The 12,414-nt window shown below is 67.3% G+C and carries 9 protein-coding genes; 3 read left to right on the forward strand and 6 right to left on the reverse strand.

Going from position 1 to position 12,414, the window contains the following annotated elements:
- Positions 1 to 103 precede the first annotated feature (103 nt).
- Complete coding sequence (locus QZ755_RS09570) at positions 104 to 1,213, forward strand: ABC transporter ATP-binding protein (protein WP_294322248.1); 1,110 nt, start codon at positions 104 to 106, stop codon at positions 1,211 to 1,213.
- Here QZ755_RS09570 and QZ755_RS09575 read toward each other — a convergent pair.
- The 3 genes from QZ755_RS09575 to QZ755_RS09585 are packed head-to-tail and all read right to left on the reverse strand — an operon-like array spanning position 1,174 to position 4,159.
- A complete protein-coding gene (locus tag QZ755_RS09575; protein ID WP_294322250.1) occupies positions 1,174 to 2,019 on the reverse strand; it encodes a carbohydrate ABC transporter permease in 846 nt (281 codons plus the stop codon). The two genes, QZ755_RS09570 and QZ755_RS09575, sit on opposite strands and share 40 nt — an antisense overlap.
- Positions 2,016 to 2,897 (reverse strand): sugar ABC transporter permease, encoded by an 882-nt coding sequence (locus QZ755_RS09580; protein ID WP_294322253.1) that lies wholly within the window; start codon positions 2,895 to 2,897, stop codon positions 2,016 to 2,018. The genes QZ755_RS09575 and QZ755_RS09580 overlap by 4 nt, the downstream gene beginning before the upstream one ends.
- Complete coding sequence (locus QZ755_RS09585; RefSeq protein ID WP_294322255.1) at positions 2,894 to 4,159, reverse strand: extracellular solute-binding protein; 1,266 nt, start codon at positions 4,157 to 4,159, stop codon at positions 2,894 to 2,896. Before QZ755_RS09585 ends, QZ755_RS09580 begins: the two co-directional genes overlap by 4 nt.
- Before the next feature lie 172 nt (positions 4,160 to 4,331).
- On the opposite strand from QZ755_RS09585, the gene QZ755_RS09590 reads away from it, so the two are divergent.
- Both QZ755_RS09590 and QZ755_RS09595 read left to right on the forward strand, forming a co-directional pair.
- Complete coding sequence (locus QZ755_RS09590) at positions 4,332 to 7,235, forward strand: TonB-dependent receptor (protein WP_294322257.1); 2,904 nt, start codon at positions 4,332 to 4,334, stop codon at positions 7,233 to 7,235.
- A 38-nt stretch (positions 7,236 to 7,273) separates the two neighbouring features.
- Positions 7,274 to 8,017, forward strand: a complete 744-nt coding sequence (locus QZ755_RS09595) for a glycosyltransferase family A protein (RefSeq protein ID WP_294322258.1) — start codon at positions 7,274 to 7,276, stop codon at positions 8,015 to 8,017.
- Positions 8,018 to 8,080: 63 nt separating this feature from the next.
- Here QZ755_RS09595 and QZ755_RS09600 read toward each other — a convergent pair whose 3' ends face one another.
- The 3 genes from QZ755_RS09600 to QZ755_RS09610 all read right to left on the reverse strand — a co-directional run bounded on the left by QZ755_RS09600 (position 8,081) and on the right by QZ755_RS09610 (position 12,371).
- Positions 8,081 to 9,607 (reverse strand): DHA2 family efflux MFS transporter permease subunit, encoded by a 1,527-nt coding sequence (locus tag QZ755_RS09600; protein WP_294322260.1) that lies wholly within the window; start codon positions 9,605 to 9,607, stop codon positions 8,081 to 8,083.
- Positions 9,608 to 9,754: 147 nt separating this feature from the next.
- A complete protein-coding gene (locus tag QZ755_RS09605) occupies positions 9,755 to 10,909 on the reverse strand; it encodes an HlyD family efflux transporter periplasmic adaptor subunit (protein WP_294322261.1) in 1,155 nt (384 codons plus the stop codon).
- The gene (locus QZ755_RS09610; protein WP_294322263.1) at positions 10,902 to 12,371 is read right to left on the reverse strand and encodes an efflux transporter outer membrane subunit; all 1,470 of its coding nucleotides are present in this window, start codon (positions 12,369 to 12,371) and stop codon (positions 10,902 to 10,904) included. The genes QZ755_RS09605 and QZ755_RS09610 overlap by 8 nt, the downstream gene beginning before the upstream one ends.
- Between the last annotated feature and the right edge of the window lie 43 nt (positions 12,372 to 12,414).

Below are 12,414 nucleotides of genomic sequence, written 5' to 3' on the forward strand. Positions count from 1 at the left end.
ATGCCGTACCAAAGCTGGACCGGGCGCGTTAATGCGCTAACGCTGGCGCAAGGATAGGCGAACGATGCGCCGTCCGGTCGTGGAGACGGACGGAGTACGCCCGATGGCAAATGTCGAACTGACGAACCTGACCAAGCGGTTCGGCGATACGACCGTGGTGCAGCCCGCGACGCTTAGCATCGCAGCGGGCGAATTCGTGGTGCTGGTGGGGCCATCGGGCTGCGGCAAATCCACGCTGCTGCGGATGACTGCCGGGCTGGAGACCCCAAGCGCCGGCACCGTCGCCATCGGCGGCCGCGATGTGACCGATGCCCCGCCCGCCACTCGCGGCGTGGCGATGGTGTTCCAATCCTACGCCCTGTATCCCCACCTCAGCGTCGCCGACAACATCGCCTTCCCCCTGAAGATCGCACGCCTGCCCAAGGCGGAGATCGCCCAGCGGGTGCGCGAAGCGGCCGCCATGCTCGACCTGACCGATTTGCTGTCGCGCAAGCCCCGCGCGCTGTCGGGCGGGCAGCGTCAGCGCGTGTCGATCGCCCGCGCCATCGTCCGCCAGCCGCAGGTGCTGTTGCTCGACGAACCGCTTTCGAACCTCGACACGGGCCTGCGCGCGCGGATGCGGCATGAATTCGCGCGTCTGCACCAGCAGCTGGGCATGACGATGATCTATGTCACCCACGACCAGCTGGAGGCGATGACGCTCGCCAATCGCATCGTCGTGATGCACCGCGGGCGGATCGAACAGGTCGGCGCGCCGCTCGACGTCTATCGCCGCCCGGCCAGCCTCGCGGTGGCCGAAGCGATCGGTTCTCCCGGCATGAACCTGCTCCCCGCCACTATCGTCGAACGACATGCGGATGGCGCGAGCGTCCGGACCGGCGACGGCGCAGTCGTACGGACGTTGGCGCAGGTACCCGTCCATGCGGCCGGGACCGTGGTGACGCTGGGCGTGCGCCCCGAACATCTCCTGCCCGACCGGGACGGGCCGTTCGTCGGCGCGGTCGAGCTGTTCGAGCGCCTGGGGCCGCTATCATTCGCGCATCTCGGGCGGCGGAGCGACGCCGGCGCGATCGTCGCGCAGCTGCCCGGCGACCGCGCGGTGCATCTGGGCGAGGTGCTGCGCTTCGCCGTGCCGCCCGCCGACACGCACCTCTTTGCGCCCGATGGCAGCGCCTATCCCTTGACCCCGCCGCCGAGCAACCCGGTCAGATAGAAGCGCTGTAGCGCGAGCAACAGCAGCAATACCGGCATCGTCGTCACCACCGATGCCGCCATCATCAATTCGCCATCGGCGGCATGTTCGCGCGCGATCGCGGCGACCGCGACCGGCAGCGTGTAGCGATGCTGGTCGGCCAGCACGATCAGCGGCCACAGGAAATCGTTCCAGCTGCCAAGGAACAGGAACAGCGCCAGCGTGATGACGACCGGGGTCAAGAGCGGCAGTACGATGCCGATGAAGATGCGCCCCTCCCCCGCCCCGTCCATCCGCGCCGCATCGATCAGGTCGTCGGGGATCGCCAGCATCGCTTGTCGCACGAACAGCACGCCGAAAATCGCGGCGAGGCCCGGCAGGATGACGCCAGCATAGCTGTTGACCAGCCCCAGCTGCCGAAAGATCAGGAACAGCGGCAGCATCGCGACCTGTCCCGGCACCACCAGCGCGGCGATCAGCAGTTTCAGCACCCGTTCGCGTCCGCGAAAGCGCAGCTTCGCCATCGCATAGCCCGCCGGCACGGTCAGCAGGAGGCCCAGCAGCGTCGACAGCGCAGCGACCCCGATACTGTTCCGCAGGGCCGGCAGGATGCGGTAATCGAACCACGCCCCGTCGATCTGCCGCCGCACCAGCAGCTCGTGATAGTTCTCCAGCGTCCAGCGCGACGGCCACAACGGAATCGGCAACATGGTCGATTCCCCGCGCGGCATGAACGACACGACGACCATATAGGCCAGCGGCGCGAGCGTCAGCACGCCGAGTGCGACGACCGCTACGTTGGCGACGATCGCTCGCCTTCGCTTCACAGCCATTCGCGCCGCCGGGCGTAACGCGTCTGTACCAGCGTGACGGCAAGGATCATCAGGAACAGGATGAAGGCCACCGCGCTCGCCTGTCCCAGGTTCCACCATTTGAAGCCTTCGTCGAACATGAAATACAGGATCGTCGTCGTACTTTGCGCCGGCCCGCCCAGCGTCATCACATAGGGTTCGGCAAAGATCTGCAGGAACCCCGCGACGCTCATCACCCCGGCCAGCACCAATGTCGGCCCGATCGCGGGCAGCGTGACATGGCGGAACCGCGTCCACCGCCCCGCCCCGTCGAGGCGCGCCGCCTCCATCAGGTCGGTCGGCACGGCGGCCAGCGCAGCAGTGAACACGATCATGTTGTAGCCGAAAATCTTCCACGTCACGAAGATCAGGATCGCTGGGATCGACGTCGCGGGATCACCCAGCCAGTCGATCGCCGGTACGCCGACCACGCCCAGCGCCTGATTGACGAGGCCGAACCGGGTATTGAACAGGAACCGCCACACGACGGCGGTCGCGACGATGCTGGTGACATAGGGCGCGAACAGCGCCACCCGCCACAATGGTTTCCACCTGACCGTCGCATCGTTCAGCAACAGCGCGGCGAACAGCGACGCACCGATCGCCATCGGCACGCCCAGCAGCGCAAAGAGCAGCGTATTGCCGATCGCGCGCCAGAACAGCGGCGTCGCGAACAGCGTCGCGAAATTGGCGAACCCGACGACGTGCAAATTGCCCGGATCGGCCAGCGCATAGATCGAATAATCGGTGAAGGCGATGCCCATCGCCAGCAGCGTCGGCAGCACGAACACCGCGACGATGATCGTCAGCACCGGCAGGGTGAACAGCCATCCGGCGCGGTGTTCGCGCGTCATGCGATCTTTCCCGCATCGACCAGCGCGCGGCGCTGCGCCAGCAACCGGTCGACCCGCGCGTCCAGCGCGCCCAGCGCTTCCTCGATCGTCTGAAGCCCCCGCACCACCCGCTCGGCGGCCAATTGCACCTCGACTTGGATGCGTTCCCATTCGACCGCGGGCGGGATCGGGGCGGGATCGGTCATCTGTTCGCGAAACGCCGCCAGCACCGGTTGTGCCAGTTGCGGCGAATCCCATGCATCGATCCGGGCAGGCAGATTGCCGATCATCCGCTGGAACTTCAGTTCGCTGGCCCGCGACGTCATATGCCGGACCAACGCCCAGGCGGCGGCCGGACGGGTCGTAGTCGCCGCAACACACAGGCTGGCGCTGTCGCCCGATACCGGGCCGGGACCCTTCGGCCCGGCAAGCCGCGCGGTGCCCCAGTGCGTCGCGGGGATTTCTGCCGCCCGGCGGCTCAGGTCGAGCAGCGTCGTCGGGCTGCTGGGCCAGATCGCGAAATAGCCTTGCGCGAACGCCGCCAGCGGGTCCTGCACCTCGGTCGACGATGCCCGCGGGGCCAACCCCTCGGCAAAGAGCTGCGCATAGAAGGCAAAGGCCTCGCGCACCGGATCGGAGCGGAAATTGCCGCGCGTCGCCCGGTCACGCAGCATCGTGGCGCCGGCCTGCGTCATCATCGTCAGCAGCGCGGTCGGCCAGTTGAGCAGCATCAGGAAGACATAGTCGTCGGGCCGACGCCGCTTGATCGCGCGCCCCATCCGCAACCACCCTGCCCAGTCGAGCGGCGGCGTGGCATAGCCCGCCGCCTCGACGATATCGCGGCGGAAATATTGTACCTGCGGCGCCACCGACCACGGCACCGCATAGTCGATTCCGTCGATGCGCAGCGATTCGCGAATACCGGGAATCAGCCCAGCGGTAAGCGCGGGTGACGGCACCGGTCCCACGGCGCCGATCATCGCGAACTCGCGAATCCACCCGTTGAACAGCATCAGCACATCGGGCAGCGCATTCCCCGCATGTGCCGTAAGCAGCTTTTCATGGGAAGCGGTGGTCGGCAGCGACTGGACATCGACCGGGATGCCGGTAGCGGCGGTGAAATCGGGCATCAGGTGCGGGGAATAATCGCCCTCGTAACTCATCGCCCATACGCGCAGCGGCGGCACCCCCGCCGCCGTGCCGCACCCGCCGACGGCCAGCGCGGGCAGCAACCCCAGCACTGTCCTGCGGGTCGGCCCGCTGCGATCGTCGGAACCCGTCACACACCGACCGTGCCGGATCGCGGGCGTCCACGCCAGCGGCGATGTCGCTGAAACCGCATCATTATCGCCAAATCATGGTCCGTTGGCGTACGGTGCCGATCGTCCGTATGGTGCGTTGTGCCCTTGAAGATCGTTCGACGCAGATCGAACGGTCCAGGGGGATATCTCGACCATGCCGACCATTGCGCGCCGCCACCTCCTGTCCGGGGTGGCATTCCTTGCCGCCGCCAGCGCACAGGCCCAGACCACCGCCACGCCCGACGCACCGACTGTCCAGCAGGACGCACCGGCGACCGACACCGGCGAGGACATCGTCGTCACCGGATCGCGCATTACCCGCCCCGATTATGCTGCGCCCAACCCGGTGGTATCGTTCGGGGCAGCGGATTTGCGCCAGTCGGGGACGACCAACGTCACGACATTCCTGCAACGCGTGCCCGCGCTCACCAATTCGCTCGACAGCACGCGCACCGCCGGGCGCAGCCAGGCCGATGGAGCCTTGGGACAAGTCGGCTTGAACCTGCTCGACCTGCGCGGGCTGGGCGCCAACCGCACGTTGGTGCTGGTGAACGGGCGACGGCATGTCGCGGGACAGCCCGATACGGCGGCGGTCGATATCAATGCGATCCCGACCGACCTGATCGAGCGCGTCGACGTGCTGACCGGTGCGGCTTCCGCAATCTATGGCGCGGACGGGGTGTCGGGCGTCGTCAACTTCGTGCTGCGCCGCGATTTCGACGGCGTGGCGGCGCGGGTGCAGGCGGGCATTTCGGAACGCGGCGATGCCGGCAACCGCTTTGCCTCGATCATCGCCGGGCGCAATTTCGCCGATGGGCGCGGCAACCTGACGCTCGCCTATGAATATAACGCCGACGATCCGCTGGCGAATGACGACCGCGACTATCTGACGCTCGCCCAGCGGCAATATTTCGTGAACGTCGATGATTACGACCCGACGCGCTCGGGCAGTTACAAGGTCGCCCCGATCCGCGACCTGCGCTACCCCTACGGCTCGAATCAGGGCTATGTCGTGATCGGCGACCAGGTGTTTCGCGGGGACGGCGCAGTCTATACGCCGGGCCGGTTCCTGCTGAACGACGGCTATTCGATCGGCGGCGACGATACGCCGGTTGCAGGGTATATCGGCGACATCCTGCCGCGCTCCGAACGGCACGCGGTCAACGCGCTCGCTCGGTTCGATGTCTCCGACGCGTTCAAACTGTCGGCCGAGGGCAAGTTCGTCCAGAGCGAGGTGACGAGCTTCAGCGGCTATGGCGGCAATTATCCCGCGACCATCGCGCTCGACAATCCGTACATTCCGCTGTCGATCCTGACCGCCGCGCGTGCCGCCGGCCTGACCTCGGTCGATATCAGCCGCAACAATTTCGACATTCCAAGGCGGGGTGAGACCGACCGCCGCCGGACCTGGCGCGGGGTGCTGGACGTCAGTGGCAGGGTGTCGGACCACGCGGCCTATGACGTGTCCTACACCTATGGCCGGACCGACGTCCGCGCGACCAAGCTGAACGACCGGCTGAACGACCGCTTTCTGGAGGCGGTCGACGCGGTACGAGACGTCAGCGGACAGATCGTGTGTCGATCGGCCAGTGCGCGGGCGGCTGGCTGCGTACCGGTCAACACCTTTGGCGGGCGGACCGTCGACGGGCGCTCGTTCGGCTATTATCTCAGCAATCCGGTCAGCAACGCGCGGATCGAACAGCATGTCGTCAACGCCGCGCTGACCGGCGATTTCGGCCAGTTCTTCGCGCTGCCCGGCGGCCCGGTCGCCTTTGCCGCCGGCGGCGAATATCGCAGGGAATCGAGCCGGTTCGATCCGGCACAGGCGCTGCTCGACAACGCCTTCTACCAATATGACGAATATATCATCCCCACCCCGTCGCGCGGCAGCTTCGACGTGTGGGAGGCATTCGGCGAGCTGAACGCGCCGCTGCTGAAGGACGTACCATTCGCCCATCTGCTGTCGGTCGGCGCGGCGGGGCGGCTGTCGGACTATTCGACGATCGGCACGACCCGGACGTGGCAGGTGAACGGCATCTATGCGCCCATCCCCGCGATCAGCGTGCGCGGGTCGTACGGCCGCTCGGTGCGCGCGCCCAATATCGGCGAGCTGTTCCGCGCGGCAACCGGCACCAGCAACTTCTTCTCCGACCCCTGCTACCTCGCCAACCGCACCCTCGGCACGCAGTTCCGCGCCGCCAACTGCCAGTCGCTCATCACCGCTGCGGGCGGCATTCCGGCGACCTTCACCGCCGCGAACAATCCCAACGCGACGATCTTCATTCCAGGTACGCAGTCGGGCAATCGCAGCCTGCGGCCCGAAGTCGCGCGAACCTGGACCGCCGGGGTCGTGCTGCGTCCCGATTTCGTCCCCGGCCTGTCGGTCGCGCTCGACTGGTACGACATCGACCTGACCGATGCGATCGCGACACCCGATGCCAACAAGATCGCGGAGCTGTGCGTCGATCAGCCCAGCCTCGACAATGCCTATTGCGGCGCGATCAGTCGCGCGACCGGCAGTGGGTTCATCGACGGCTTCATCGTGCAACCACAGAACGTCGCCGCATTCCGCACCGCCGGTGCCGAACTGAACATCGCCTATCGCTTCACAACGGCGCGCATGGGCAGCTTCGACCTGCGGCTGGTGGGGGGCTATCTCGACCGGCTGGAACAGGTCGCGACACCGGGTGCGGTGGCGGAAAACAATGTCGATCAGCCGTTCCGCCCGCGCTACACACTCGCCTTCTCGCCGACCTGGGACAACGGCGCGTTGACGCTCAGCTATAACCTGCGCTGGCAGAACGGTGTCCGCCGCTTTGCCCGGATCGATACCGACAGCAACCCGACCCTCGTCGATCCGCGCTACTTCCGTTACAAGGAATTGTGGAGCCACGACGTCCAGGCACACGTGCGCGTCAACGAGCGCTTCGCCTTTTACGGCGGGGTCAACAACCTGATCGACCAGCGGCCCGACATCGGGTTTGAGACCAATCTGCCGATCTCACCGGTCGGACGGTATTTCTATGCCGGCGCGCGCGTCGGGATCGGTCCGCGCTGACCCTTGATCGCGGGAGCGCGTGGCGGCAAGGGGCGGACATGCAGCATATTCCGCCCCGCTTCGCGTCGTACGACGTCGTGATCCCCTGTCATAACCGCGCGCATGTCGTTGCCGACGCGGTCGAAAGCGTCCTCGCGCAGGACCATTCGCCCTGCCGGGTGATTGTCGTCGACGACGGGTCCAGCGACGCAAGTGCGACGGTGATCCGCGCACTGGCCGCAACCCATGACAAGGTTCAGGCCGCCATCTTGCCGCGTAATGTCGGTGCATCGCAGGCGCGCAACAGCGGCGTCGCGCTTGCCACCGCCGAGTGGGTCGCGTTCCTCGACAGCGACGACGTCTGGCTGCCGGGTGCCGCGCAAACCATGCTGACGTCGGCGGTCACGGCAGGACACGACATCATCGTGGGCCATTTCGCACGAATTGAGGGCGACGCCCCGCCGACGGGACCCGAATGCGGGTGGGATGGCGGCTGCATCGGTGCCGGGCTGATGAGCGGCGGCGTGATCGGACCCAGCTGGTCGGTGGTCCGCCGCAGCCTGGTGGAACGGGTCCAGGGCTTCGACCCCAGCTTCCACAATTGCAACGACTGGGACTTCTACACCCGTGCCGCCGCCGCCGGGGGGCGCTTCGTGCGGCTGAACGGATGCGTCGCCCATTACCGCACCGTTGCCGGCAGCCGACTGGTCAACGACACCGCGATCGGCGAGCGCAACGCCCGCCGCGTGCTGGCGCATCCCTATTTCGACCCTTGGCGCGTGCCGGAGGCGATCAGCGCCTGATCGGCGTACCGTCGATCCAGCTCTAATATAAGACTGCCTTGCAACGGCAAGGCCTGCCCCCCCTTAGTGCGCCGCCCCCGGTGCGGGCGCGCGCCGCGGGCGCGGGGCCAACCAGATGATCAGCGCCGCGCCGGCAAAGATGATCGCCGAGAGCAGGAACATGTGGTTGATCGCCAGCGTGCTGCTTTCCTGCGTCACCGTCCGCTCGATCACGCCGCGCGCCTGTTCGGTCGAAAAACCCTGCGCCTGCAACGCCTGCGCCGTCGGATCGGCGTTCAGCCGCGACACCATCTCGCTGCGCGCGACGGTCATGTTGTCACCGTACAGCGTCATCGAAACCGACGTCCCGATCGCGCCGGCCATGGTGCGCAGGAAACTCATGACGCCCGCTGCCGATGCCGTTTCCCTCGGCTCGACCGCGCCGAGCGCGATGGTGGTCAGCGGGATGAAGAAGAACGGCATCCCGAACCCCTGCACGATCTGGGGAAAGGCGAGCGTCCAGAAATCCGCACCCGTCGTCCATTGCACCCGCAACAGATTGACCGCCGCGATCCAGAGAATGCCGAAACAGACCAGCGCACGCGGATCATGCTTCTTCAGCATCCTGGCGACGAAGGGCGACATGATAACCGCGCCCATCCCGTTGAACGCCGTGGCATAGCCGGCATAGGTTGACGTGTAGCCAAGGCTGGCCTGCAACCATTGCGGGATCAGCACGACCGAGGCGAAGAAGGTCCCGAACGCGAACGACAGCGCCGCGACCGCGACCGTGAACCCTCGGTGGCGGAACACGCGCAGGTCGACGATCGGCTGCCGCTCGGTCAGTTCCCATACCACGAACACCGCCGCGCCGACCGCCGCGATCAGCGCGAGGATGACGATCGTCGGGTCCTCGAACCAGTCATGCTCGCGCCCGATGTCGAGCATGATCTGCAGCGCGCCGATCCACAGGATCAGCAGGGCAAGGCCGATCTTGTCGACCTTCAGCTTCTCGCGCTTCGTCTCGGCGGGTTTCAGCAGGCGGAGCGCACCGAACACGCAGAAGATCGCGACCGGGATATTGATGAAGAAGATCCAGTGCCACGACCAGCTGTCGGAAATGGTCCCGCCCAGGATCGGGCCCAGGATCGGCGCAGTGACGGTGGTCATCGCCCACATGCCCATCGCCTGACCGTGTTTTTCCTTTGGAAAGATGCGCAGCAGCATTGTCTGGGTCAGCGGCATCAGCGGGCCACCACACAGCCCCTGCCCGATCCGCGCGACGACGATCATCGCGAGGCTGGTCGACAGCCCGCACAGGATCGAGAAGACGCCGAAACCGATCATCCCGAACACGAACGTCCGGACCGTCCCGAACCGCCCGGCCAGCCACCCGGTCAGCGGTACGCAGATCGCCTCCGCCACGGCGTAGGAGGTGATGATCCACGTCCCCTGGCTGGTCGAGATGCCGAGCGACCCGGCGATATGCCCGACCGAGACGTTGGCGATGGTCGTGTCCAGCACCACCATGAAGTTGGTCAGCGCCAGCACCAGCCCGGCCAGCAACAGCTTCGTGCCGGTAAAGGGTTTGAAATCATCCTGGCCGGTCATGCCGACTGCTCCTTCTTGAAGGTTTCCCTCCAACCCGGCTTTCCCCGCACCCCCGCGCAGGCGGGTGTCCAGGGCCAAGCACGAACCGTATCCTGTCGGACTCTGCCCCCCCCGCCTGCACGGGGGTACGGTCCGGCGCAGGGCCACTTACCGCCCCGAAACGTCCACCTCGGCGGTCATCGACAGTCCGACGCGCAGCGGATGTGCCGCAAGTTCCCTAGGGTCCAGCGCGACGCGGACCGGCAGGCGCTGCACGACCTTGATCCAGTTGCCGGTCGCATTCTGCGCCGGGATCAGCGCAAAGGCAGATCCGGTGCCGCCGGAAAAGCCGACGACCCGCCCGTGATATTCGACATCGTCGCCGTAAAGGTCGGAAGTAAGCTTCACCGGTTGGCCAGGCTTTACCTTGGTCAGCTGCCCTTCCTTGAAATTGGCATCGACATAGGCGCTGTTGACCGGGACGATCCGCATCACCGTGGTGCCGGCGGCGACGCGCTGGCCCACCTGGATGGTCCGGTTGGCGACAACGCCATCGATCGGCGCGCGGATGACGGTGCGGTCGATGTCGAGCTGCGCTTGGCGCACCCGTGCCTCCGCCGCCAGCACGTCCGGCGCGCTGTTCGACGTAGCGCCCTGGATCAGCGCCTGGTTCGCCGCAAGATTGCCCGCCGCCGCGCTACGCTGCGACGCGGCCTCCGCCACCGCCGCGCGGGCCTGCGCCAGCGCGGCGCGGGCCGATGCCAGCGCATTCGTCGCGGCGGTCAGTTCGTCGCCCGACACCGCGCCATTGGGGGCAAGCTTCTGCCTGCGGTTGTAATCGACCTGTGCCTTGTCATACGCCGCCTGCGCCGATGCCGCCTGCGCGCGGGCACTGACGATTTCCGCACCCTTTGCCTCGACCTGCGCCGACAGCGCGCCGCTGGTCGCGGCGGTCTGGCCGAACTGGCGGCGGGCCTTGGCCAGATCGGCCTGTGCCGTCGCCAACGCGATGCGTGCGTCGCTGTCGTCCAGCCGGACCAGCACGTCGCCGCGCTTCACCATCTGGGTTTCCGACGCGCCGATCGCCACGACCTGTCCGGCGACCATCGGCGTGACCTGGGCAGTTTCGGCACCGACATAGGCATTGTCGGTTTCGACATAATGGCTGCCGACCAGCGTGTACCAGCCGCCATAGCCTGCCCCGGCGATCAGCACGACGGCCGCGATGCCGGCCAGCCATTTCTTGCGCTTGGTCGGGGCGGCGGTGTCCGATGTGGCCTTGGCATCGGCGAAGCTGCGGTCGGCGGGATCGGCATCAGCCATGGGTCGAATCCTTCTCATTGCGCTGCGCGGTCGCCGGTGCGGAGAAACCGCCACCCAGCGCGCGAACCAGTGCGACATCAAGCGTAAAGGCGCGTGCCTGCAATTCGGTGACGGCCCGGCGTGCCTGCAACACGCGGTCCTGTGCGACCAGCACGTCGGTGAAGCGCGACAGTCCGCCTTCGAAACGCAGCCGTGCCACATCGTACCCGGCCTGCGCATCGGCCAGCGACTGTTGCGATTCCCCCAGCCGCGTGGTCAGCGCGCGCTGGCTCACCACCGCATCGGCGACCGCGCGATAGGCGTCGGTGACGGTGCGGTCGTAATCGGCGACCGCCGCGTCATAGCTGCCCCGTGCCACGCGGTAGCGCCCCTGCAGCTGACCGCCGCGAAAGATCGGCAGGTTGATCGCCGGACCGACGCTGCCCGTAGTCGATCCACCGTTGATGAGGTTGCCAAGGCCCAGCGACTGCAGGCCGAACACCGCCGAGAGGCTGATCGAGGGATAGAAGTCGGCGCGCGCGACCTTGATCCGGCTTGCCTCCGCCTCGACCCGCGTGCGGGCCGCCACGATATCGGGACGACGGGCGATCAGGTCGGTGGCGGCGCCCGCCGGCACGCCGCGCGGGGTGATCGTCGCGGCGGGCGGGGTGATCGACAGGCCGCGATCCGGCCCCTTGCCCAGCAGGGCGGCGATCCGGTTGCGGGTCAGCGCGATCGCCTCGTCGGTCGCGGCCAGATCGGCGCGTGCGGCCGGCACCGCCGACTGCGCCTGTTTCAGCTCGGCACGAGTGTCCAGCCCACCGGTCACGCGGTCGGCGGTCAGCGTCGCAGTCTGTTGCCGCACCCCCAATGCCGCCTGCGCCACTGCGCGTTCGGCGAACAGGCGGGCAAGGTCGGCATAGGCGTCGGCCACACTGGTCGACAGGGTCAGCGCGACCTGCGCCCGGTCGAGTTCCGCCGCCGCCCGGTCCGACCGCGCCGCCGCATAGGCCGCCCGGTTGCGGCCCCACAGGTCGAGGTCGAAGCCCAGTTCGCCCTGCACGCGCCCGGTATCGTTCCACCCCTTCGGCACGAACGCGGCGGGGATGCCGTTATTATAGCTCTGCTTGGTCGCCGCGACATTGCCGGTGACGTCCAGCGACGGCAGACTTGCGGCACCGGCCTGCTGTGCATAACCCTCCGCATGCGCCACGCGCGCCGTCGCCGCGGCCAGATCGGGCGATCCGGCCAGCGCCTCGGCGATCAGCGTGTTCAGCTGCGCATCGCCATAGCCCTGCCACCAATCCTGGGCAGGCCACGAAGCGTCCCCGGTTCCGGCAAGGCTGCGCCCGGTTGCGAACGACGCGGGGGTCGCCACCTCGGGCGTGGGGCCGAGCTGCGGCACGCTCGCGCAGGCGGACAGGAGCAGGATCGACAGCGGTGCCATGCGGCGCGCTGCATCCCGGAAGGTCGATCGGGTCATGGCGAAAACCGTACTAGGGGGTACGCTTCGCCCCATGATCCTG

The sequence above is a fragment of the uncultured Sphingomonas sp. genome, from assembly GCF_913776855.1.
Lineage (GTDB): Bacteria > Pseudomonadota > Alphaproteobacteria > Sphingomonadales > Sphingomonadaceae > Sphingomonas.